This window comes from Streptomyces roseicoloratus (assembly GCF_004117935.1).
Taxonomy (GTDB): domain Bacteria; phylum Actinomycetota; class Actinomycetes; order Streptomycetales; family Streptomycetaceae; genus Streptomyces; species Streptomyces roseicoloratus.
In genome coordinates, this window is sequence record NZ_SDOY01000172.1 from 107,557 (window position 1) to 129,737 (window position 22,181).

23 protein-coding genes, 1 pseudogene and 1 riboswitch are annotated in these 22,181 nt (G+C 74.4%); of the genes and pseudogenes, 14 read left to right on the top strand and 10 right to left on the bottom strand.

Annotated features, from left to right (window positions below):
• Window positions 1-39: 39 nt before the first annotated feature.
• Both ESG85_RS31370 and ESG85_RS31375 read right to left on the bottom strand, forming a co-directional pair.
• Window positions 40-615, bottom strand: a complete 576-nt coding sequence (locus ESG85_RS31370; RefSeq protein ID WP_128984558.1) for a hypothetical protein — start codon at window positions 613-615, stop codon at window positions 40-42.
• Window positions 612-944, bottom strand: coding sequence for a hypothetical protein (locus ESG85_RS31375; protein ID WP_128984559.1), 333 nt, complete (start codon window positions 942-944; stop codon window positions 612-614). The genes ESG85_RS31370 and ESG85_RS31375 overlap by 4 nt, the downstream gene beginning before the upstream one ends.
• Window positions 945-1,149: 205 nt before the next feature.
• Here ESG85_RS31375 and ESG85_RS31380 point away from each other — a divergent pair, with 205 nt between their 5' ends.
• Window positions 1,150-2,250, top strand: coding sequence for a carboxylate-amine ligase (locus tag ESG85_RS31380; RefSeq protein WP_128984560.1), 1,101 nt, complete (start codon window positions 1,150-1,152; stop codon window positions 2,248-2,250).
• 299 nt (window positions 2,251-2,549) lie between these two features.
• Here the strand turns inward: ESG85_RS31380 and ESG85_RS31385 are convergent, their stop codons facing one another.
• Window positions 2,550-2,705, bottom strand: coding sequence for a hydrophobic protein (locus tag ESG85_RS31385; RefSeq protein ID WP_128984561.1), 156 nt, complete (start codon window positions 2,703-2,705; stop codon window positions 2,550-2,552).
• A 357-nt stretch (window positions 2,706-3,062) separates the two neighbouring features.
• On the opposite strand from ESG85_RS31385, the gene ESG85_RS31390 reads away from it, so the two are divergent.
• Together ESG85_RS31390 and ESG85_RS31395 are read left to right on the top strand one after the other, a co-directional pair.
• Window positions 3,063-3,785: a HemK2/MTQ2 family protein methyltransferase gene (locus ESG85_RS31390; protein ID WP_128984562.1), complete on the top strand. Its 723-nt coding sequence runs from the start codon at window positions 3,063-3,065 to the stop codon at window positions 3,783-3,785.
• A 77-nt stretch (window positions 3,786-3,862) separates the two neighbouring features.
• Entirely contained in the window at window positions 3,863-4,567 is a 705-nt protein-coding gene (locus ESG85_RS31395; protein WP_128984563.1) for an HAD family hydrolase, read from the top strand.
• Window positions 4,568-5,326: 759 nt separating this feature from the next.
• Here ESG85_RS31395 and ESG85_RS31405 read toward each other — a convergent pair.
• Window positions 5,327-5,785 (bottom strand): annotated as a pseudogene (locus ESG85_RS31405) (SRPBCC family protein); the annotation flags it as partial.
• Between the two features lie 199 nt (window positions 5,786-5,984).
• Here ESG85_RS31405 and ESG85_RS37085 point away from each other — a divergent pair.
• The 6 genes from ESG85_RS37085 to ESG85_RS31435 all read left to right on the top strand — a co-directional run bounded on the left by ESG85_RS37085 (window position 5,985) and on the right by ESG85_RS31435 (window position 9,989).
• Complete coding sequence (locus tag ESG85_RS37085) at window positions 5,985-6,389, top strand: CDGSH iron-sulfur domain-containing protein (RefSeq protein WP_425471305.1); 405 nt, start codon at window positions 5,985-5,987, stop codon at window positions 6,387-6,389.
• A 42-nt stretch (window positions 6,390-6,431) separates the two neighbouring features.
• Window positions 6,432-7,469, top strand: a complete 1,038-nt coding sequence (locus ESG85_RS31415; protein WP_128984565.1) for an iron-containing redox enzyme family protein — start codon at window positions 6,432-6,434, stop codon at window positions 7,467-7,469.
• A gap of 258 nt (window positions 7,470-7,727) precedes the next feature.
• On the top strand, window positions 7,728-8,387 hold the full coding sequence (locus ESG85_RS31420; RefSeq protein ID WP_128984566.1) for a nucleotidyltransferase family protein: 660 nt from the start codon (window positions 7,728-7,730) through the stop codon (window positions 8,385-8,387).
• Window positions 8,380-8,646 (top strand): BON domain-containing protein, encoded by a 267-nt coding sequence (locus ESG85_RS31425; RefSeq protein WP_128984567.1) that lies wholly within the window; start codon window positions 8,380-8,382, stop codon window positions 8,644-8,646. The genes ESG85_RS31420 and ESG85_RS31425 overlap by 8 nt, the downstream gene beginning before the upstream one ends.
• Window positions 8,643-9,446 carry a metallophosphoesterase family protein gene (locus ESG85_RS31430; RefSeq protein ID WP_128984568.1) on the top strand — a complete coding sequence of 268 codons (804 nt, stop codon included), beginning with the start codon at window positions 8,643-8,645 and terminating at the stop codon, window positions 9,444-9,446. The genes ESG85_RS31425 and ESG85_RS31430 overlap by 4 nt, the downstream gene beginning before the upstream one ends.
• 261 nt (window positions 9,447-9,707) lie before the next feature.
• The gene (locus tag ESG85_RS31435) at window positions 9,708-9,989 is read left to right on the top strand and encodes a hypothetical protein (protein WP_128984569.1); all 282 of its coding nucleotides are present in this window, start codon (window positions 9,708-9,710) and stop codon (window positions 9,987-9,989) included.
• A gap of 18 nt (window positions 9,990-10,007) precedes the next feature.
• On the opposite strand, the gene ESG85_RS31440 is transcribed toward ESG85_RS31435, so the two are convergent.
• From ESG85_RS31440 to ESG85_RS31450, 3 genes are all read right to left on the bottom strand, one after another.
• Window positions 10,008-10,637, bottom strand: coding sequence for a GntR family transcriptional regulator (locus ESG85_RS31440; RefSeq protein WP_128984597.1), 630 nt, complete (start codon window positions 10,635-10,637; stop codon window positions 10,008-10,010).
• A 227-nt stretch (window positions 10,638-10,864) separates the two neighbouring features.
• A complete protein-coding gene (locus tag ESG85_RS31445; RefSeq protein ID WP_128984570.1) occupies window positions 10,865-11,116 on the bottom strand; it encodes an EF-hand domain-containing protein in 252 nt (83 codons plus the stop codon).
• 270 nt (window positions 11,117-11,386) lie between these two features.
• Window positions 11,387-14,224, bottom strand: a complete 2,838-nt coding sequence (locus ESG85_RS31450) for an alpha/beta hydrolase (protein WP_181019166.1) — start codon at window positions 14,222-14,224, stop codon at window positions 11,387-11,389.
• A gap of 271 nt (window positions 14,225-14,495) precedes the next feature.
• Here ESG85_RS31450 and ESG85_RS31455 point away from each other — a divergent pair, with 271 nt between their 5' ends.
• The 3 genes from ESG85_RS31455 to ESG85_RS31465 all read left to right on the top strand — a co-directional run bounded on the left by ESG85_RS31455 (window position 14,496) and on the right by ESG85_RS31465 (window position 17,859).
• Window positions 14,496-15,407 (top strand): alpha/beta hydrolase, encoded by a 912-nt coding sequence (locus ESG85_RS31455; protein WP_128984571.1) that lies wholly within the window; start codon window positions 14,496-14,498, stop codon window positions 15,405-15,407.
• Between the two features lie 355 nt (window positions 15,408-15,762).
• Window positions 15,763-15,924: riboswitch (cyclic di-AMP (ydaO/yuaA leader) on the top strand.
• Between the two features lie 4 nt (window positions 15,925-15,928).
• A complete protein-coding gene (locus ESG85_RS31460; RefSeq protein ID WP_128984572.1) occupies window positions 15,929-16,861 on the top strand; it encodes a LysM peptidoglycan-binding domain-containing protein in 933 nt (310 codons plus the stop codon).
• A gap of 191 nt (window positions 16,862-17,052) precedes the next feature.
• The gene (locus tag ESG85_RS31465) at window positions 17,053-17,859 is read left to right on the top strand and encodes a polysaccharide deacetylase family protein (protein ID WP_128984573.1); all 807 of its coding nucleotides are present in this window, start codon (window positions 17,053-17,055) and stop codon (window positions 17,857-17,859) included.
• Between the two features lie 172 nt (window positions 17,860-18,031).
• Here ESG85_RS31465 and ESG85_RS31470 read toward each other — a convergent pair whose 3' ends face one another.
• From ESG85_RS31470 to ESG85_RS31480, 3 genes are all read right to left on the bottom strand, one after another.
• Window positions 18,032-18,439 (bottom strand): hypothetical protein, encoded by a 408-nt coding sequence (locus ESG85_RS31470; RefSeq protein WP_164986364.1) that lies wholly within the window; start codon window positions 18,437-18,439, stop codon window positions 18,032-18,034.
• Window positions 18,440-18,675: 236 nt separating this feature from the next.
• Window positions 18,676-19,752: a glutathione S-transferase family protein gene (locus ESG85_RS31475; RefSeq protein WP_128984575.1), complete on the bottom strand. Its 1,077-nt coding sequence runs from the start codon at window positions 19,750-19,752 to the stop codon at window positions 18,676-18,678.
• A gap of 137 nt (window positions 19,753-19,889) precedes the next feature.
• Window positions 19,890-20,996 carry a GlxA family transcriptional regulator gene (locus ESG85_RS31480; protein ID WP_246095457.1) on the bottom strand — a complete coding sequence of 369 codons (1,107 nt, stop codon included), beginning with the start codon at window positions 20,994-20,996 and terminating at the stop codon, window positions 19,890-19,892.
• A gap of 62 nt (window positions 20,997-21,058) precedes the next feature.
• Between ESG85_RS31480 and ESG85_RS31485 the strand changes: the two genes are divergently transcribed.
• Window positions 21,059-21,292, top strand: coding sequence for a hypothetical protein (locus ESG85_RS31485; RefSeq protein WP_128984576.1), 234 nt, complete (start codon window positions 21,059-21,061; stop codon window positions 21,290-21,292).
• The gene (locus ESG85_RS31490; RefSeq protein ID WP_128984577.1) at window positions 21,211-22,134 is read left to right on the top strand and encodes an NADP-dependent oxidoreductase; all 924 of its coding nucleotides are present in this window, start codon (window positions 21,211-21,213) and stop codon (window positions 22,132-22,134) included. The genes ESG85_RS31485 and ESG85_RS31490 overlap by 82 nt, the downstream gene beginning before the upstream one ends.
• Window positions 22,135-22,181 lie beyond the last annotated feature (47 nt).

The window sequence follows — 22,181 nt, forward strand, 5'->3', positions numbered from 1 at the left end:
CGGGGCGGCCGACCGGCCGCCCCGGGGGTGCGCCGGGCCTCATGCCGCCGGCGCTGACGAGCCCGGTACGCCCGGCCCCGGTACGCCGGGCACGGTGCCAGCTCCGGCCGCCGGAGCGGGGCGCGGTGAGGCCGACGGAGGCGAGCCGGGGTGCGGGGCGGCGGCCGGGTGCGGGGGAGCGGCGGGGTGCGGGGGAGCGGCGGGCAGGGAGCCGGGGTGCCCCGAACGGTGCTCGAGACGGAGCCGGTAGCCCTCTGCGGCGAGTTCCCGGCCGCCGCCGTCCGTGAACCGGCCGGTCACCGTGTACACGCCGCAGTGCGCCCGGCCCACCGGCAGGCGTTCCGGAGGCAGCCGTACCTCGTACGGGCCGCCGGTCCGGAAGCCGCCGAGGACGGTGCGGGTCGTCGTGAGGACCTTCCCCTCCATGGCCAGGGACTCCTCGAAGGCCAGCCCGTCGACGTCCTGGCCGAGCCGGAACGTCAGACCCAGGCTGATCACGGTGCCCTCGGGCACCGTGATCGGCTCGGCCTCACGGGAGCCGTCGCCCCGCGGCACCTCGAACCGCCCCAGCTCCTCGGTGTGCAGGGAGACGTCGCGGACTTCGAAACCGGTCACGGCCGGTCACCGCCTTTCGGCGCGCCGTCGCCGGCGCGAGAGGCACGGGCCGCCGGCGCGCCCGTTCCCGTGGCCGGCGCGCCCGCTCCCGTGGCCGACGCGACGGTCACCGGACGACGGGCCAGGGCCGTGTACGGCGCACGCCCGGCCGACTCCGGGCCGAAGCCGCCGAGCGCGCCACGGCCCCGCCCTTCGGACCCGTCCGCACGCGCACGCGCACCCGTCACCGCCACCGTGCGGCCCTCGTCGAACGGCCCGGCGCCGCCCCGCGTCGCACGCGGCACGGCCAGGCCCTCCAGGAAGGACAGGAGGTCCGGCGTCCGGATCATGATCATGCTCCCGTCGGCTCGGCACTCACCACGGGCCCCGTGGTGCACGGGTCCCACCGGGGCGAGTGCCCCACCCCGGACGGAACACGCCTGGCGCGCCCTGCCACGCACGCCCGGCGCGTCCCGGCACGGCACACCCGGCGCGCCCCGGCACGGGTGGACCGCCGCCGGCCGGGTAGTCGCGGACCGAAGCGAGGAGGCGGACATGAACGATCTGACCATCGGGGTCGAGGAGGAGTTCGTCCTCGTCGACCCGACGAGCCGGGCCCCGGTCGACCGGGCTCCGGACGTCATCGCGTCGGCCGCCAGGATCCTCGGAGACCAGGTCCAGAACGAGCTCTTCAACGCCCAGGTCGAGACGATGACCCAGCCCACCGCCTCGTGCGGTGACCTGCGGGACGAACTGGTGCGGCTGCGCTCCGTCGTGGGCACCGCCGCCCGCGCCGAAGGCTGCCTGCCGATCGCCACCGGCACGCCGGTGGTGCCGCCCGCGCGGCCGCTGACCATCACGGACACCGAACGCTACCGCCGCATGGCCCGGCGCTTCGCCTCCCGCTTCAGCACCGTCGACGGCCTCGTCTGCGGCTGCCACGTCCACGTCGGCAGCCTCGACCGCGAACTCGCCCTCGCCCTCTCCCGTCGTATGGCCCCGTGGCTTCCCGTGCTCCAGGCCGTCACGGCCAACTCGCCCTTCGCACGGCGGCGCGACACGGGCTTCGCCAGCTGGCGCTCCGTCGAGTACGCGAGCTGGCCCACCGTCGGGCCCGCACCCGACCTCGACGAACCCCGCTACCTCGCCCACGTGGCCGAACTGGTGCGCACCGGCACCCTGCTCGACCGGCGGATGGTGTACTGGCACGCCCGCCCGTCGGAGCACGTGCCGACCCTGGAGATCCGCGTCGCCGACTCCAACGCCGACGTCGACACCGTCGTCATGGTCGCCGCCCTCGTCCGTGCCCTCGCCGCGAGCCTGCTCGCCGACGAGCGCGCGCACCGGCCCGTGCAGCGGACCCCGCTGCGCCGGCTCCTGCTCGCCCACGAACTCGCCGCCCGTTACGGCCTTTCCGGCTACGGCATCGATCCGTGCACCGGCGCCGAGCGGCCCGCGGCCGAGCTCGTCGACCGCCTCGTCGCGCGGGTGCGACCCCAGCTCGACCTGACCGGCGACACCGACCGGGTGCTGCGCCAGTGGCACGGCATCCGCGCCCACGGCGTCGGGGCGGCCCGACAGCGCGCCGCGTACCGGCGCCAGGGCCTCCTCAGCGACGTGGTGGACGCACTCGCCCGCCAGACGGCCTCGTCCTGAGGACGGCCTCGCCTCGCCTTGACGCCTTGTTCGTCTCGCCCTGACGCCTTCCCTGACGCCTCCCTGCCGGCGCGCGTTCCCGGCGGCCTTCTTGTCCGGCCTTCTTGGCGTTCCCTCTTGGCGTTCCCTCTTGCCGTTCCTGTCGGCCGTTCCTGAGACGTAGTCCAGTGACACGTCTCAGGACGGCCGACAGGTGACGTCAGCGACAGGTGACGTCGGATCCCGTGCGCGCACGGCCCGGCGCCGGCCCGAAGCGGGCCGGCGCCGTCGGTGGAGCGGTGGTTACCGCGGCGGTGCGGTCACCAGCGGTACCAGCGCCGGTCCCCCGAGCGGAGGAAGAATCCCAGCACCCACACGACGAGCAGGGCGAGGGCGATCCACCACAGCACGTCTAGGGCGAAACCGGTGCCGAAGAGCACGAGGATCACAAGCAGGACGATGAGCAAAGGAATCATGACGAGTCTCCTGAGAGGATCGGAAGGCCGCTCGCGCGACCGGCTGCCGGCCGGGCGGTTCGGCCTTGTCGGCCAGGTTGTGGGGCTCCACCTCCACGGCCGGGTCCACGCGGGTACGGCAGTCGTCCGGACCGTACGAAGGTGGCGGCGCCGGACGCCCCGAACCGCGTCCACCGGTCGTGGACCCCGCTCGGCGCGGCATCCACCTCGATCGTGGTGTGCGCCATCGTGTTCACCTCCCTGGCCCGCGAAAGGACCGGTCGGCAGCGCGGGTACCCGCGGTAGGCGGTCGTAATCGCGGGCGCCCGCACCACGCGGCCGGTGCGTGTCCGCGCCGTATCGGGGTATTCGCGCGGAATGACCACGAAAACCCCGCTCAGGCTGATCCGACCGCCCGGTGTCTACGCACCCCAGGGCGACACGGCCCTCCTCCTGGAGAGCCTGGCCCGCGAACGCATCGATCCGGGCGTGCGCACGCTCGACCTGTGCACCGGCACCGGCGTCCTCGCCCTCGCGGCGGCCCGCAGAGGCGCCGAGGCCACCGCCGCCGACATCTCCGGCGCGGCCGTCGCCGCGGCACGCTGCAACGCCCGGCTCCACGGCTGCCGGGTACGGGTCCTGCGCGGCGACCTCACCGAGCCGGTCGCCGGCGAGCGCTTCGGCCTCGTCACGGTGAACCCGCCCTACGTGCCCGCCGACGCGCCGGACGGACCCGCGCGCGGCGCGCGCCGGGCCTGGGACGCCGGCCCCGACGGGCGGCTCCTGCTGGACCGCATCTGCCGGACCGTCCCCCCGCTCCTCACCCCCCGCGGCGTGCTGCTCATCGTCCAGTCCTCGCTCAGCGGAGTCGCCGCCACCGTCACCGGCCTGCGCCGCGCCGGCCTGAGGGCCGACGTCACCGACCGGCGGCCCCAGCCCTACGGGCCCGTGATGGCGGCCCGGGCACGCTGGTTCGAGCGACGCGGGCTGGCCGAGCCCGGCACGACCAGCGAGGTGCTCGTGGTGATCCGCGCGGTCCGCGACCCGGCGGCCCGCATGTCCGTGGCGATGGCGGGCACCCGCGACCGCGAAGCGGCCTGATCGCACCCCGCAGCCCGTACGGCTGCCGCCGTGCGTACGGCCGCCGCCGACCGCGGGCGCGGCCCGAGGAGGACACGATGACAACGCGTGGGGCACAGGAATCCCGCGGCGCCGCCTTGTTCGACGTCGACGGCACTCTGGTGGACACCAACTACCTGCACACCCTCGCCTGGTGGCAGGCACTGCGCCGGCACGGCCACGACGTGCCGATGGCCCGCATCCACCGCGCCATCGGCATGGGCGCCGACCGCCTCCTCGACCACGTGCTCGGCCAGAACCGCCGGCGCGAGGAGGACGGTTCCGTCGCCGACACCCACGGGGCCCTCTACGCCACCTGGTACGAGAACCTCCGGCCGTTCGAGGGCGCCACGGAGCTGCTGCGCGCCGTGGCCGCCCGCGGCTGGCAGGTGGTGCTCGCCAGCTCGGCCTCCGAGGAGGAGGTGAACGCCATCCGCGGGCGCCTCGACGCCGAGGAGGTGATCGACGCCGTCACCTCCGGCGGCGACGTCGACGTCACCAAGCCCGCGCCCGACCTCGTGGAGGCCGCCCTGCGGGCGGTCGGCGCCGAGCCCGAGGACGCCGTGTTCATCGGCGACACCGTGTGGGACGTCGAGGCCGCCGGCCGCGCCGGTCTGCCCTGCATCGGCCTCCTCACCGGTGGCACCTCGCGCGCCGAACTGGAGGACGCGGGCGCCGTCCTCGTCTGCGAGGACGCCATGACGCTGCTGCGCCGCATCGACACGAGCCCGCTGTCCCGCCCGCCGGACCGCGCGGGCGGCTGAGCCCGGCTGCCCGGGACCGTGCCGGCTGCCCGGATCGACGCGGGCCGCCCTCGGGCCGGGAGCCGGGTCGCGCGCCGGTCGCGGATACGGTGGCACTCGGCGCGGGTCGGGTACGACGGGCCGAGGAGCGAGCGCCCGGCCGTGGTGCCGAGCATGACGATCAGCCGGGGGACACCAGACGGAGTTCGGCGAGCAGCCAGGGCCGGCAGGCCAGGGTTTCCCGCAGGGGTTTCCCGCAGGCTCGGCGCCTGGTGGATCCGGCGCTTGCGGGTTTCGTCCTGGGGGAACGTGAAGTGCTTGACCGCGTTCGTCAGAGAGAACTCTTTCCTCGTCGATGCCCGCGTCCTCGTCGATGCCCGCGTCGCGCAGCCGCCCCGCGGGGCCGATGAAGGCCTGGCCCTCCCGGTCGCCGGCCCTCCCGGTCGCCGGGCCGCTCTCCCACCGGCATCAGCCGGGCGTGCGCGGCACCGCGCCCCGAAGACGGTGCCGCTCGCCTCCCGGTTAAGGGGCAGCCTCGGCAGTCCGCCGCCGCCCGGCGGTGCGCGGGAAGCCCGCCGCGCCGCGGCAGGAAGGGCGTCGCGTCGTACGCTCCCCGTCCCGCGTCCGGTGCGCGGACGCCGTGTCGGACACGGGGCGTCAGATGTGGGGCGCGCCGCCGGGCTCGTCCGGGAGCGGGCCGGGATAAGGGCCGGGCCGTTCGGGCGGCGAGACCGGCTCGCCCGCCGACGGGGACGCGGAGGCGGGGGCCTCGCCCGTGGAGTCCTCGGGCCGTAGCCTGCCGTGCCAGCTGCCGGTCGTGCCGTCCCGCTCCTCGATGAACGTCTTGAAGCGCATCAGGTCGCCCTGGACCCGGCTCTCCAGGAAGCCGAGGGCGTCACCCGCCTTCTCGACCATGCCCTGCGGTTCGACGTCCATGGCCAGACTGACCCTCGTGTGCGTGTCGTCGAGGCGCTGGAAGGTGACGACGCCCTTCTGCTTCACGTCGCCGCCGACCGTCCGCCAGGAGATGCGTTCGTCGGGCAGCTGGTCGACGATCTCGGTGTCGAACTCCCGTGTCACGCCCGCCACGCGGGTGCGCCAGTGGCAGCGCCGGTCGTCGAGCTGCCGCACCTCCTCGACCCCGTCCATGAACCTCGGGAACTCCTCGAACTGGGTCCACTGGCCATAGACGTCGTGGAGCGGTGCCATGACCCTGATGGTCTCCTGCACCATGCTCATGACCGTCGTCTCCTTCCTCGTTCCCGTGCTGCGTCGCGGTCCTGGAACCCCTGCGACTACCCGCTCCGGCCGGCCGCACGCGCGTCCGGGCGCTCCGGTGCCCGGACCGTGCGGACGTACCGCCGCCGGAGCGAGCCGGGCATACCGGCGGCGGAACAGGGCAACCGCCAAGGAGTCGCTCCAGCGAAGGAGGCCGCCCGTGAGCGCTGTCGTGAACCCCGCCGAACGAGCCGCCGCACACCGTGCCGCGCGACGGGCCCAGGAGTCCCCTGCGTCACCTGGCCCGGCTGCCCCGGCTGCCGGGGGCCCCGCTGCCCCACCTGCCGGTGACCCCGCGGCGTCACTTGCCGGGGAACAGCCCGCACGCCCCGCCGGAGAGCTGCCCGCGCGCCCCGCCGCCGTACGGGTCACGCCGGTCGCGGACGGCCCGCTGCTCGTCGAGGGCCCGGTCGAGATCGTGCTCGCCGACGGAACGGTACGGCGCAGCGACCGGCCCGTCGTCGCCCTCTGCATGTGCCGTCGCAGCCTCAGAGCACCCTTCTGCGACACCAGTCACCGGCGCCGGCTGCGGCGCGACCGGGACGGGACCGGGCGCCGGGACTGACCGCCGCCGTCCACCCGCCTGACCGCGTGAGGAGATCCCGAGATGACCACCACACTCCTTCGGGAGTCGGAGGAACGCACCCACCCGGAGGGCGGCCCCCCGCTGCCCGAGCCGCGCGGCGAGCTGTCCGAGGCGCTCGTCGCCCGGCTGCGCGGCGGATCCGGTGCGCTGCCCGGCCGCCGCGCCACCGAGGCCGCCGAGCCGTACGGCGAGGACCTGCAACTGGCCCTGCACCTCGCCTACGAGCTCCACTACCAGGGCTTCGCGGGCGTCCCCGACGAGGCCGAGTGGGACCCGGCCGTGCTGGAGCTGCGCACCCGTCTGGAGCACCGCTTCGAGGACGCCCTGCGCGCCGACTGCGGCCGGCCTGCCGCCCTCGACGAGGTCTTCGCGGTGCTCCTGACCGAACCGCAGGACGGCGACGGCGTCTCCCACTACCTGATCCGTCACGGCACCCGGGAGCACGTGCGGGAGCACGCCGTCCTGCGCTCCGTGCACCAGCTCCGCGAGGCCGACCCGCACCTGTGGGTGGTGCCGCGCCTGCGGGGCCGCGCGAAGGCCGGGATGATCACCATCCAGTACGACGAGTACGGCTGCGGCCGGGCCGAGCACATGCACGCCCGCCTCTACGCCGACCTCCTGAGCGCCCTCGGCCTCGACCCCTCGTACGGCCACTACCTGCCGCTCGTGGGGGCGCCCGCGCTCGCCAACGCCAACCTGATGTCGCTGCTCGGCCTCCACCGGGCCCGCCGGGGAGCCCTCGTGGGCCACTTCGCCGCCCTGGAGATCGGCTCCTCGCCCGCCGCGTCCCGGATCGCCGCCGCGATGCGCAGGATCGGCACCGACGAGGCGGCCGTCCGCTTCTACGACGAACACGTGGAGGCCGACGCCGTCCACGAACAGCTCGTACGGCGCGAGGTCGTCGGCGGACTCCTCGCCGAGGAACCGGACCTGGCCCGGAACGTGGCCTTCGGCGCGGAGGCGACCGTCTTCCTCGAGGACGCGTTCGCCGCCTCCGTCACCCAGGCGTGGGAGAAGGACACCACCGCCCTGCGCGCGCCGCTCGACGACCGCCCGTGAGGAGGAGGCATGAGCCTCGTGGAACCGACGCGCCGCCCGCCGACCGGACCGGCCCCCGGACCCGCGGGCAAGCCCGGACCCGGAGCGAGCCCCGGCCCCCCTGCGGAGCCCGCCGCCACGCCCGCCTCCGCACCCGCCGCTTACCCCGTCACCGGACCGGCCACCACGGGACCGGAGCCGGGGCCGGAACATCACGGCCAAGCAGCGCCCCCGCCCCCCGCCCGGCACCCGGCGCCCGAGGACGGTCCCGGCGCACCCGTGACCCGCTCCGAGCCCCCGCAACCGCTGCCCGCCGACCACACCCAGGCCATCCTGGAGGCGACCAAGGAGGTCGGCGCCGTCCTGAAGACCTCCGGCTGTCCCTTCGCCCTCGTCGGGAGCGTCGCGGTGTACGCGCACGGCATCCCGGTCAGGCTCCAGCACGACACCGACTTCGCGCTGCGCGCCGAGGACGCCGACACGGTCACCCGGCTGCTGCGCCGGCGCGGCATCCGGATCGTGGAGCCGCCCGAGGACTGGCTGGTGAAGGCCCGCAGCGGCGGGGAGGAGATCGACCTCATCTTCGCCCTCGCCGGACGGCCCGTCACCAGGGAACTCCTCGACCGGGCCTGGACGCTGCCCGTGGACTCGGTGCACATGCCGGTGATCGACCCGACGGACCTCCTGGTGGGCCGGCTCGCGGCGCTGTCCGAGCACCACTGCGACTTCGGCCCGCTGCTGCCCGTGGCCCGCGGACTGCGCGAACGCGTCGACTGGGACCGGGTCCGCGCGGAAACCCGCGACAGACCCATGGCGGTGGCCTTCCTGTACCTGCTGGAACTCCTGGACGTCCTCCCCGGGACGCCGCCGGCCGGCGACGGGGACACGGGTGACGGAGCGGGCGACGGTCCGGGCGACGGAGGCGACGACGATGACTGAGCCGCACACCGGTGCCCACGAGGACGAGTACCGCATCGCCCGACTGCGCGAGCGGTTGGCCGGGGACGACGTGGCCGAGCTGGGGATCCAGGTCGAACAGCGGGGCGGCGCCGTGCTGTTGACCGGCACGGTGCCCACGGTCGGCCACCGCGACGAGATCCTGCTACTGGCGCGCGGCGAACTGGGCGGGCTGACGGTGCGCGTGGACCTCGAAGTGGCCTGCGCGGACGCCCCGGACCGGTGGGAGGAACTGTCATGAGCGTCGCCACCGGCCCCTCCGCGACCGGCTCCTCGGCGACCGCGGCCGAGGACGCCGTCCGTGTCGCGGCCGTCGGCGACATCCACCTCGGGGAGGACTGTACGGGCCTGCTGCGCACGGCCTTCGACGGCCTGACCGACTGCGCCGACCTGCTGCTGCTCGCCGGCGACCTGACCCGGCACGGCACCGCGGCGGAGGCCGAGGTGGTGGCCGGGGAGGTCCGCGGGATCGGCATACCGGTCGTCGCCGTCCTCGGCAACCACGACTACCACTCCGGCGAGGAGGCCGGGATCACCCGGGTGCTGCGCGACGCGGGCGTCGCCGTCCTGGAAGGAGAGTCCGTCGTGCTGAGCGTCGCCGGCCACAAGGTGGGCGTCGCCGGCACCAAGGGCTTCTGCGGCGGCTTCGTCGGCCGCAGCGCGGGCGAGTTCGGGGAGCCCGAGATGAAGGCCTTCGTCCGCACCACACGGCTCAGCGCCGCACGCCTGACCGCCGCGCTCGGCGACCTGGCCGTCGGCGGCTGCGCGCTGCGCATCGCCCTCACCCACTTCTCGCCCGTACCCGACACCCTGGCGGGCGAGCCGCTGGAGATCTATCCCTTCCTCGGCAGCTATCTGCTCGCCGAGGCCATCGACTCGGCGGGCGCCGACCTGTCCGTCCACGGCCACGCCCATCTCGGCACCGAGCACGGCATGACGGCCGGCGGCGTACGGGTCCGCAACGTCGCCCAGCCCGTCATCGGCAAGGCCTACGCGCTCTACCACCTGCACCCCGACGGCCACGGCGGGCCGGCGCGCTGAGCCTCGCGGCGAGGGCCTTCACGCCCTGTGCGGGTGCGATCACCAGGGGCGTCTGCCTAGCCTTGTTCCTGCGTGCCCGGCGAGGAGCCCGGCGCCGACGGAGCCCGGTCCGCTCCACCGCCGTCGGCGGGGGGCGGCGACGCCGCGGACACGCCCCACGAAAGGATGCATGCAGCACGCTTCTCGCCATACCCGTCGAGCCGCCTGCCCACGGCCCGTGCCGTACGACAGGAGCCCGCCGGGCGTCGGAAGGAGACCGCCATGCTGATCAGCCACGCCTTCGAGGACGGCGTCCTGCACGTCTCGCTCCTGCGCGACCTCGACGTCGCCAGCAGAGGAGCCGCGGTGCTGGAGACCGAGGCCCTGCTGCTCGCGCACCGCCCGCGGCTGGTCCGCGTGCAACTGCCCACCGACGATCCGTCCCCGGCCTCCCTGAGCGCCCTGTCCCGCGCCCGCAGACTCTGCGAGAGCCTGGGCATCCCGCTCAGCGTCGTCGGCCCCGTCCGGCCCGTCCGCACACCGCCGCATCCCACGGCGGCCTGACGGGCGCCCCTCGTGCGGTCAGCCCGCGCCGAAGAGGGAGCGCAGGGCGACGGCCCTGCTGTCCCTCACGTGCAGCAGCGTGCTCGCCGCCGCGGCCTCCTCGTCACCGGCGGCGATGTGCCGGTACATCTCCGCGTGCTGCGCCCGCATGTGCTCCGGCTCCGCGCGCAGCCCGAACAGCAGCCGCAGCTGCCAGCTCAGCTGCTCCATCATGCGGGCGAGCAGGGGATTGCCGGCCATCGCCACCACACCGTCGTGGAACGCCGTGTGCGCGGCCACCTCGCGCGTCCCCTCGCCCGCCGCGGCCGCCGTCTCCGCCTGCCGCAGCGCGGCCTCCAGGACCGCCCGTCCCGCGGCGTCGCCCGCCGCGGCCGCCCGCGCCGCGAGCCGGGAGGCCTGGGCCGCCAGTGGCTCCCACACCTCGTACAGATGCTCCACGTCGGCGCGTTCGAGGCGCCGGACGCGGACGCCGCTGTGCGGCAGCAGTTCCAGCAGCCCCTCGGCGACCAGTGCCCGCAGCGCCTCGCGCACCGGCACGCGGGACATGCTCAGCTCCTCGGCGACCTCCCGCTCCACCAGGCGCGCGCCCTGCGGGTACCGGCGGTCCACGATCCGCTGGAGCACCGCCTCACGCGCCCGCGCGCTCATCGAGGCCGCACCGCTGCCCGTACCGCCACCCGTGCCGGCGGAGGAGCCCGTCCCGCCGCCGTTTCCGTCCGCCACCCGGTCCGACCTCTTCACGTCCGCCACCGTCTTTCGCCGTCCGCCGCCGTCCGCCTGCCGTCCGGGCCGGCGCGCCGGGAAGCCGAGGATACGTCGCACGGACGCGGGAGCCCGGCAGGGGACGTCACCAGCCGAACGTCACCAACCGAACGTCACCAGCCGAAGCGGGGGTTCACGATCGCGGTGAACTCGTCGAGGGTGAGGACCCGGTCGCCGTTCGCGTCGGCCTCGTCGAACAGCGCCGAGGCGGCGTCCGCGTCGCCGACGCCCCACGCCGGGATCACCCCCTGGGCGACCAGCGTGGGCCCCTTGGCCAGCAGCGCCTCGATGACCTCCACGCGCGTCAGGGTGCCGTCGTGGTCGAGGTCGAGCGCGTCGAAGAGAATCCGGGCCCTGTCGCTCATCGCGTGTCCTGTTCGCTCGTCCGAGGGTGCCGTACGCGGTCCGCCAATGTGCGGTGTCACGCCGTACGCGTGCCGCGCGCGTCCGTGCGCGTCCGTGCGCGTGCCGTCGTGCGGAAGGACGCCGTCAGCGCCCGCCGAGTTGCCTCGGCGGCCGGATCCGCGCCCGGACGCGCGCGGGGCGGGCACCGGCCCCTCGGGAACCGGCGCCCGCCCCTCCGCCGGACCGCGGGTCACCCCGGTCCGGCATCACCGTGTCACGGACGTCCCGCGCTACGAGGCGTCCCGCACCGTGCCCGTGAACTCCGGACCCGGCACGCGCTCCCAGTCGGCGTCGTACCAGAACGGCCGCGCACGCAGTGACTCCGCGGGCTCGGCGGTCCCGTCCTCGACGGTGGGCACGCGCAGCTCCGCGGTCGTCTCGCCGGCCGGTACGGCGAAGCTCGCGTAGGCGTCCTCGTACTCCGGACGCGACAACGGCCTGGCCGGCTCGGGGACGTCGCCGTAGGTGTCGCGCACCCACTCCGGGTCGAGGTCGGCGGTCGACAGCTCCGCGCCGCCGCTCACCGGCAGGAACGACACGCCGCCCATGATGTCCGCGTCGGCGGCCTCCGACAGCGTCACCCGCCATGTGAGCGCCGCGCCCTCGGCCACGTCGTCCGCGACGGGCGTCAGCGTCACCTTCGGCAACGGGTCGTCGTTCCGCGCCGTCACGCCGCCGACGTGCGAGCCGACCACGGCGCCGCGCACCGCCTTCACCAGCGCGTCGTGGGACACGTCCCACCCGAAGCGGGTGTCGCCCCGCACCGTCACCGGGATGTCGACGCTCCGCTGCCCCGGACGCACCGTCACGAGACGCGCGTCGACACCCTCGCCGCCCGGCCTGGGCGTGAACACCCGGACCTGACCGCTGCCCTGACCGGAGACCCGCACCGGAACGCGATAGGTCCGCTCCCCGGAGTCGCCCTCCTGGACCGTCAGCCGGCCGAGGTCGACGCGCGGCAGCGCCACCGGTCGCACGGCCGGCGTGCCGGGGCGCCAGCCCCAGGCGTCCACCAGCCAGGCACGCCCGGAGGCGCTGCGCGGGGTCAGTTCCAGCACCGAGACCCGCCTCAGGTCGAGCCCGGCCCGCTTCGCGGCGGACAGTGGTACGCGCAGCTCACGCCCCCAGTAAGAGGCGGTACGGTCACTGCCCGGCAGCCCGTCGGCGCGCACCCGGCCGAGCTTCGCGCGCCGGCCCGAGCCGTCGGCCACGGTGACGTCGAGCTCGGTGCCCGTGGTGTTCGGCGGCACGATGACCCGCAGCGCCAGGGCCTCGGCGCCCGCGAGCGACACCGGCCGCGCCGTCCGCACGGCGGTCGCGACGCCTGCCTTCCGCCACGTCAACGCGACGGCGTCCCGGCCCGGTTCGGGCCGGATCTCCCAGGACGCGAAGTGCGGGGAGCCGCCGCCCTCCTCCGGCGACAGGCAGGAGCGCGCGGCGTCGGTGTCGACCTGCGCGCACAACCGGCCGCCACCGGACACCGTCACCGACGGGCCGGGCAGGAAGGCGGGCGTGCGGCCGGCACCGACGGCGTGGGTGAGCACCCGTGCCGGACCGGCCGACGGCGCCCGGCGGCCCGAACCGTCGAGCAGTGGCCGCACCCGGTCGTCACCGCCGACGAACAACCGGGCCGCCGCCGCGATGTAGGCGGCGCCGGCGGTCTGCTGCTGCGGAGCGGTCAGCCGGGTCCGCGAGCCCGGGTCGCAGACCGCGTCCGGGGTCTCCGCGTCGGACCAGAAGTCGTCCTCGGCGGGTGCCTTCGCCTGGCCCGGCGTCCATTCGCTGTTGAAGAAGTTGTGGTTCGCGCCGACCATGTACACCGCGCTGTGCAGCGCCGAACCGGCGCCGACACCCCGCGTTCCGTCCAGGTAGATCTCGCCCTGGAGGTCGGACACGTCGCCGTCGCAGCCCGGCAGGATCGTCATGGACGGCACGTCCGGAACCGGGTTCTGGCCGAAGATCGTGGGCCCGATCAGGACGTTGCCGCGGATCTTCCACCGGACGGGGCCGTGGTGGCCGTCCTGGTCGGCGGGCGGCGCGGACAGGCTGTCGAGTGCGGCCCGGTTGACGCCCTCGCCACCCCGCGAATGACCCACCAGCAGCACCCGCGACAGATCGGCCGCGGCCGACTTGCGCACGATGGCGGGCGCGTCCTTGCCTCCGTTCGCCGCCCACTGCGCCCACCGGGCCAGATGCAGCCGCACGAGGGAGGAACGGGCCTGCGCGCCGCCGTCCTCGGCCCGGAAGTCCTGCCCGTTGATGCCGTTGGCCGAAACGGACAGCGTCACGTACCCCTGCGAGGCGAGGAGCCGCTGCGCCTGCTCGTACCCCTGATGACTCGGTATCGGCCGCGTCCCCGACGGGCACGGCCAGTCTCCGGTCACCTCGCCGGTGCCGGGCTTGAAGCAGGTGCCGTGACGGCCGTGCAGGAACAGCGCCACCGGCCGCCTGCCGGGTGCGGAGGACGGGTCCGGCGCCACGACCGCGGCGCGCATCTCGACCGGCTCGGGAAACCCGGGCAGCCGCACCGACGTCAGCGCGTACTCGCCCTTGACGATGCGGAACCCGCCCGGCACACCCGGGTCCACCGGGTTCGCCGGCAGAGGCTCCTCCGGCCGCGCGGCGGGAGCGGTCGGGCGCACCCGCGCCGAGAGCGCGGGTGCGTCGGCGTCGAGGCGCCGCCCGCCGGCCGTCACCCGCAGTTCCTCCCCGCCGGCGATCCTCCGCTCCGCCTGCCCGCCCAGGCGCGCGTCGCCCAGCGGCAACCGGAAGGAACGGCCGTCCCCCTGCGCCACCGGATACCCGAGCAGCCGCCCGCCGAGCCGGAACTCGACCCGGGCGTCTCCCATGGGCACGGCCTCGTCGGCCGTCCACACCAACTGGCGCTCCGCGCCGGCCCCGGCGATCCGCCATCCTTCGGGCAGCCGCGGACTCCCGTCCCGCCCTTCGGGGGACGCCGTCGCCGGTCCTTCCCGCGCGGGCTGCGCCGCGTGCGCGAGTCCCGGTGACGCGGCGGCCAGGGCCATGAGCGTCACGGCGGTGGTCACGCCGCGTGTGACACGTATCAAAGCGTCTTCCTCACGATCGGTCTGGTCACGATCGGGCACGCGGGAATCCGTCGCTCGATCCCCCGGACAGGCCCCCGGCGCCCCTCTCGCCCTCGGAGGACGGGAGGGGCGGAGGACGGGTTGCCTGCGGAGACGTCAAGATCAGGCCAGAAAAGGAGGGTTGGGGAGGGAGGTATCCGCGATGCGGCATGATGCCGGCAGGGTGACGGAGGATGAGGCCCGGGAGGCCGCGACCGAGGGCCCGGCCCGCACCAGGCGAGGAGACGTGATCATGACCCGTCCGGACGGACCGCCGCCGGCAGCCGAACCGATACCGCTCGACCTCCCCGTGGACGGGACGACGCTCCGCGCGCTGCGTTTCGGCACGGGCCCGCGGACCGCCGTCGCCGCCCACGGCATATCGGCCTCGGCGATGTCCTTCTCCGCCGTCGCCCGGCACCTGCCGGCCGACTGGTCGCTGTACGCGGTCGACCTGCGCGGCCGCGGCGGCAGCTCGGCGGCCTCAGGCCCGTACGGCATCGACCGGCACGCCGCCGATCTCGTGACGGCCGCCCGGACCTGGGGCGGCGGCGGGCCCGTGGTCCTGACCGGCCACTCCATGGGCGCGTACGCGGCGCTGCGTGCCGCCGCCCGGGAGCCCGCCCTCTTCGACCGCCTCCTTCTCGTCGACGGCGGCCTGCCGATCCCGCTGCCCGCCGGCGCCGACCCCGACGCGGTCCTCGCGGCCGGCCTGGGCCCGGCACTCGCACGGCTCTCGACGACGTACGGGAGCGACGAGGCCTACGTCGACTTCTTCCGCGCCCACCCGGCGCTGGGACCGCACTGGAACGAGCACATCGAGGCGTACGTCCGCTACGACCTCACCGGCCCGGAGGGTGCTCGCCGCTCCCGGGCCCAGGAGACGGCGGTGCGGCAGGACGGGCGCGAACTCCTCACCTCCGCCGCGTCGTTCGGCGAGGACCTGGCCGGTCTCGACGTGCCGGCCCTGTTGCTGCACGCGCCGCTGGGGCTGCTCGGCGAGGCCCCGGGCATGCTGCCGCCCGCGCTCGTCGACCACTGGGCCGGAGCGGCACCGCACCTGTCCGCCGAGTTCGTGCCGGACTGCAACCACTACACGGTCCTCCTGGGCGAGCCGGCCCGCACGGTCGCGGAGCGGCTGGTGGCGCCGCCCGGCCGCACCTGACCTGCCCGGTCACGACCCGGACAGAGGCGCATCGCGGGCGGGGCTACGTAGGGCGAGGCGGGGCAAAACGGATGATATCCGGTTATTGCCTTGCAATGCCGGAATGTAGATCTGGTGCGGTAAGCGGATATTTCGCTCCCGTTTACGCGGCCCGGTCGGCGTGCGTGATCTGAATCACCCCCGACCGGGCCGTCCGCCCCTGTCGCGGTGTCAGATGCGGGATGCCGGATAAGGGTTGGAGTGGTGGTCGCGGCTGAGTGGAATGATCCTTTTCGAATTCCCGGTAGATCAATTCGGTGTGAGGAATTCACTCCTTGTTTTCCGGATTTGTTTTCGCATAGCGTCACCCCGCAACCGGACGGAAACGCCGAATCCTGCCGCCGTCCGGGTGACCGCACTCACCACACGTCCGGCAGGAGCGGGGGACCCAGGTCCCAGGGGTGAAGCCGCGCGTGCCGCGGCCGGGCATCTCCTGCCCGAACCCGACAGCTCACCTCGCAGGCGGAGGAGAGGAAACCGCCATGCGTGGACACGGCAAGCACCGCCGCCCCAAGAACGCCCCGCTCACCCGTGGCATCGCTGCCGTGAGCCTCACCGGCAGCGCCGCCCTCGCGCTGCCGCTGACCGGAGCCACCACCGCGGCCGCGGCCGCTCCGAGCGACGTGAACTCCGTCGCAGTGGCAAAGCCGGTGCTTTCCGCCGCCGTCCAGGCGGTCGCGGAGAACGCTCCCGAGGTGGCGTCGGCCGCGCCGGTGAAGTATTCCGTCGTCACCGGCGACTCCCTCTCGAAGATCGCCCGGAAGTACGGGGTCAAGGGCGGCTGGAAGAAGGTCTACCAGGACAACCGGAAGGTCGTCGGCGCGGACCCGGACCTCATCCGGCCCGGCCAGAAGCTCACCGTCGCCGCCACCCGGACCGCGCCCCGCCCGGCGGCCCCGGCCCCCCACTCCTCCGCCACCCGGTCGTCCGTCGCCACCGGCTCGGCCGCCTCCGCCCCGGCCCCGGCGGTCAAGAGCGTCGCGAACACCACCGCCACGAAGGCGACGACCGCCAGGAAGGCCACCACCGTCACCAGGGCCACCACCGCCGGCGCCACGAAGACGGCGTCCGCGAGTCCGGCCGGCTACGCGTATGCCGACAACCTCGAGGGCTGGATCCGCGAGTCCCTCGACATCATGGCCCGCGAGGGCATCCCCGGTACGTTCGACGGCATCTACCGCAATATCATGCGCGAGTCGTCCGGCAACCCCCGCGCCATCAACAACTGGGACTCGAACGCCCTCGCCGGAACCCCGTCCAAGGGCCTGCTCCAGGTGATCGACCCGACCTTCCGCGCCTACCACGTCCCCGGGACGGCCTTCGACCCCTACGACCCCGTCGCCAACATCACGGCCGCCTGCAACTACGCCGCCGACCGCTACGGCTCCATCGACAACGTCTTCGGCGCCTACTGACGGGACCGGCCCATCGGACGGCTCATCGGACCGGCCCATCGGACCGGCTCGTCGCCACCGGCAGGGCCGGGCACCCCTCACGGGGCGCCCGGCCCTGCCCTTTTCCCGGAAGCCGATGAAACCTTCCCGCCGTCTCGACCGTCCTCACCTGCGGGAGCCGTCGGGACGAGGACGCTGGGAGTGGGCACGGCATGGGGCTGATGGACAAGGGCAAGTACACCGCGCACATAGCCGTGGTGGCCTCGGCCGTCGCGATAGGTCTGGCCTCGTGGGGGGCCGCCGCGCTGACGGACAACGAGGCCGAGGCCCTGGCGGGGGAGCGGCAGACGCAGCAGCGGACGCCCTCCGCCGAGGCCAAGGGACCGGACCGGGTTCCGCCGGTGAAGGTGCCTCAGAGCATCGCGCACGACGCCGAGGCGGGCGGGAAGTCGGTGAACATCACCATCGACGACGGCCCCGATCCGCGGTGGACGCCCCAGATGCTCGACATCCTCAAGGAGAACGACGTCAAGGCCGTGTTCTGCATGGTCGGTCCGCGGGCCCAGGAGTACCCCGAACTGGTCAAGCGGGTCGTGGCGGAGGGCCATCGGCTCTGCGACCACACCGTGACGCACGACACCACCATGGACAAGAAGTCCGTGGAGTACCAGAAGCAGCAGATCCTCGACGCCAAGCGGATGATCGAGGAGGCGGCCGGGGGAGCGAAGGTGGAGTACTACCGGGCTCCCGGCGGCGCGTTCACCCCGAACAGCAGGCGCATCGCCGCGGAGGCCGGGATGCGGCCGCTCGGCTGGAACGTGGACACCAAGGACTTCGAACTGCCGGGGACGAACGCCATCGTCAACACGGTGAAGCGGGAACTGTCCAACGGACCGACGATCCTCTTCCACGACGGCGGCGGTGACCGCCGCCAGACGGTGGCGGCTCTGCGGCAGGTGCTGCCGTGGCTGAAGGAACAGGGCCACCCGACCAGCTTCCCGGTACGCACCAAGCCCTGACGGGCCGTACCGGCCCACGCCCTGACGGGCCGTACCCGGACCACGCCCTGATCCGGCCGTCCCCGCCCGGAGACTGCCGGGCGGTCTGAGCCCGCGCGGCCACGCCCTGATCCGCCGTACCCCGCACGGGGTCTGTCGGCGGATCAGGGCTGAGGGGCCCGGCTTCCGCTGCTCAGCGCACCGCCGCGAGGCGCCGGCCGCCGCAGGCGCGCAAGGCGCTGTCGACGAGGGCGGACAGGACCGGTCCGCCCGGCTCCGGCGTCAGCCGTGCGAGGCGGTGCATGGTCAGGGCGGCCTCCCATGCCGAGGTCTTCGCCGGTGAGCAGCCCCAGGAGACGGCTTCGAGCCGCGCCCAGAGGTACGCGCCGAAGCCGAGGTGAATCGTTCCTTCGCGGGCCGCCTCCTCGTCGAGGGCCTCGCGCACCGCCGTCAGGAACGTCACGGCGTCCCCCGGCCCCAGGGCCTCGACGACGATCCGGAGGTACGGAGCGATCAGGCCGGTCGCCTCCGGCCACTCGGCCTCGTCACCGAATCGCTCGCGCAGGTGTCCGTACAGCGGGTGTTCCATGCAGTGGGTCATGAAGGCACAGATACGTTTCCCCACCCCGAGATCACCACGCCGACACGCCGAGCACCCCGTGCTGACGCCCATATGGAGGCGCACCATGGGGAAGTGCCCCACAAGGTGGCGCACCATAGGCTCGTTGTGCCCCACACGGAGTCACGCCCTATGGAGGTCCCGCACATGGAGGCCCACCATATGGACGTGCCACACATGTGGCGGCGCACGCCCTGTCGACCCTCGGCACCGGTGGTTCAGCCGGGCCGCGGCACGCGTTCGGACGGCGGGGGCGGGCCGGGCGGTGTGCCGTCGCCGAACGGGCGCCCGCCCAGCTCCTCCCGGCCGTGCGGCGACAGCCAGTCCGACGTGGCGGGGCCCCGGGGCACGATCCCGGTCGGGTTGATGTCGCGGTGGACGACGTAGTAGTGCCGTTTGATCTGGTCGAAGTCGATCGTGTCGCCGAAGCCGGGCGTCTGGAACAGGTCCCGCGCGTAGCCCCACAGCGCGGGCAGCTCGGTCAGCTTCTGCCGGTTGCACTTGAAGTGGCCGTGGTAGACGGCGTCGAAACGCACGAGGGTCGGGAAGAGGCGGACGTCGGCCTCGGTGATGGTGTCCCCCACCAGGTAGCGGCGGCCCGAGAGCCGCTCCTCCAGCAGGTCGAGCCGGTCCCACAGCCTCCTGTACGCCGTGTCGTACGCCGACTGGCTGTGCGCGAAGCCGCACTTGTAGACGCCGTCGTTGACGTCCTCGTACACCTGGCCGGCGATCTCGTCGATCTCGTCGCGCCGCTCCTCCGGGTACAGATCCGGTGCGCCGTCCCGCTGGTGGGCCGTCCACTGGCTGCCCAGGTCGAGCGTGATCCGCTCGAAGTCGTTGGTCACCACCTCGCCGCTGGGGACGTCGACGATCGCGGGCACCGTGATGCCGTGCGGATAGTCCGGATCGCGCCGGAAGTACGCTTCCTGGAGCCGTTCGATGCCGAGGACGGGGTCCTTCCCGTCCGGGTCGAGGCCGAAGGACCAGCTGCGCTCGTCGTGCACCGGCCCGGCGACGCCCAGCGACAGGACGTCTTCGAGGCCCATGAGGCGCCGTACGATCGCGGCCCGGTTCGCCCAGGGGCAGGCCCGTGCGATGACCAGGCGGTAGCGCCCGGGTTCCACGGGCCGGCCGTCCCGCCCGTCCGCCGTGATACGCGTGGTGAGGTAGCGGCGGTCGCGCCGGAACTCCCCGTCATCCTTCCCGTCCCCGCTCGCCTTCCCGTTTCCTTGCGCGTACCCGACCGCGCTTCCGTTCCCGTTCCCGTTCGTGGTCCTGTTCCCGTCGCCGGCCATGGTCCCGAGCCCTTCTCGTAGGGCGTGGCTGAGGGCCGATCCGATCGGCCGTGTAGCGGCGACTACCCGCGCCTGCGCGTGCCACGCCTTGCCGGCAGCCGGCAGCCGGCAGCCGACAGCCCACTGTCCGAGAGCCGTCAGGCGGGGCTGCGGACCGGTGGCGCGGACGTGCCGAAAGCGCGGCGGTAGGCGGCGGGCGAGACGCCGAACGCCGTCCTCATGTGGGCGCGCAGCGAGTTCCCGGAGCCCAGCCCGGCCCGGTGCGCCACCAGGTCGATCGACAGGTCGGTCGTCTCGAGCAGTTGCTTGGCGAGTTCGAGCCTCTGGGCGGTGAGCCACTGCACGGGCGTCATGCCGACCTCGTCGCGGAACCGGCGGGTGAAGGAGCGCAGGCTCATCCGGGCGTGCTCGGCGAGCCGGGCGAGGGTCAGCGGTTCCGTGAGGTGTTCGAGGGCCCAGGCGCGGGTGGCGGCGGTGCCGGCCAGCGTGGGCTCCGGGACCGGCCGGTCGATGAACTGGGCCTGGCCGCCGTCCCGCCAGGGCGGGACGACGCACATGCGGGCGGCGCGGTTGGCGGCCGCCGCGCCGTGGTCGCGCCGGATCATGTGCAGGCACAGGTCGACGCCCGCGGCCACGCCCGCGGAGGTCAGGACGTCGCCGTCGTCGACGAAGAGCACGTCCTCGTCGACCTTGACCCGGGGATAGGCCCGGCGGAACTCCGGCGCGAGGTTCCAGTGCGTGGTGGCCGGGCGGCCGTCGAGCAGCCCGGCGGCGGCGAGCACGTACGAGCCGGTGCAGATCGACACGAGCCGGGTGCCCGGCCGGATCCCGGCGATGGCCGCGCTGACCTCGGGCGGCAGCGGGCCGCCCCGGCCCAGCTCGGGCATGGCGTGGGTGGGCGGCACGATCACCGTGTCGGCGGCGGCGAGGGCCTCCGGCCCGGCCGCGGGCTGCACCGTGAAGCCGGCGTCGCTGAGGACGGGCCCGCCGTCGGCCGTGCAGACGGTGACCTCGTAGAGGAGGCGGCCGTCGTCGCCGGTGGCGCTGCCGAAGACCCGGGACGGGATGCCGAGCTCGAAGGGCGGCACGCCGGGCAGCGCGAGCACGGCGACCCGATGCGACCCACCGCGCCCCGCGACCGGCCGGCTGTCGCGGTCCGGCTGCCGGCCGGCCGGGTCCCGCGGCGGGCGCCGCCCCTGCGGCTCCCGCTCGTCCCGTACGGCCGCTCCTGTGTTCTCACCCATGGCCAGATCCTGACACATCATGGCCATCCGGCCAACACCATGCCGTGACCAGGTGCCCGATCGTGGAGCGGTCGCCCGACGAGGGCGGCGAGAACGGCATGAGCAACAAGATCTACAAGGCCGACGAGACCGAAAAGGCCGACGAGACCGAAAAGGTCGATGAGGCCGACGAGGCCGACGAGAGCGGCGCGAGAAGGAAAGAGGCGGACGGTATATGCGTGCGATGGTCGTGGAGCGCTGGGGCGGACCCGAGACCCTGGTCGAGCGAGAGGTGGAGCGCCCGGAGCCGGGGCTGAACGAGGTCCTGGTCCGGGTCCACGCCGCCGGGGTGAACCCGGTGGACTGGAAGACCCGCGCGACCGGGGCGCTCATCGCGTGGGGCGAGGTTCCCGTGGTCGGCTGGGACGTGTCCGGCACGGTGGAGGCCGTGGGACCGGGCGTCGGGCACTTCCGCCCCGGCGACGAGGTCTTCGGGATGCCGCACTTCCCGCGCCAGGCGGGCGCGTACGCCGAGTACGTGGTGGCGCCGGCCCGCCACCTCGCCCCGAAGCCGGCGTCCCTGACGCACGTGGAGGCGGCGGCGCTGCCGCTCGCCGCGCTGACCGCCTGGCAGGCGCTCGTCGACGCGGCCGGCGTCCGGCCCGGCGAGCGGGTGCTGGTGCACGCGGCGGCCGGAGGCGTGGGCCACTTCGCCGTACAGATCGCCAAGGCCCGCGGCGCGCACGTCATCGGTACGGCGAGCGCGTCCAAGCACGCGTTGGTGCGGGAGCTCGGCGCGGACGAGGTGATCGACTACCGCGAGGCCCGCTTCGAGGACGTCGTCTCCGACGTGGACGTCGTCCTGGACGGTCTGGGCGGGGAGACGGCGGAGCGGTCCCTGAAGGTGCTCCGCGACGGCGGCCGGCTCATCACCCTGCCGGGCCCGGACGCCGTCCCCGAGGCCCGGGCCGGCGTGAGCGCCTCCTGGGTCCTGGTCGAGCCCGACCACCTGGGCCTGCGCGAGCTCGCGGCACTGGTGGAACGCGGGGAGCTGAGGCCGGTGGTCGAGACCGTCCTGCCGCTCGCCGAGGCCCCGAAGGCCCATGAGATCGGCGAGCGCGGCCGGACGACCGGCAAGATCGTCCTCACGGTCGCCTGACCTGACCTGACCTGACCTGACCTGAACCGGGCCGGAACCGGGCCGGA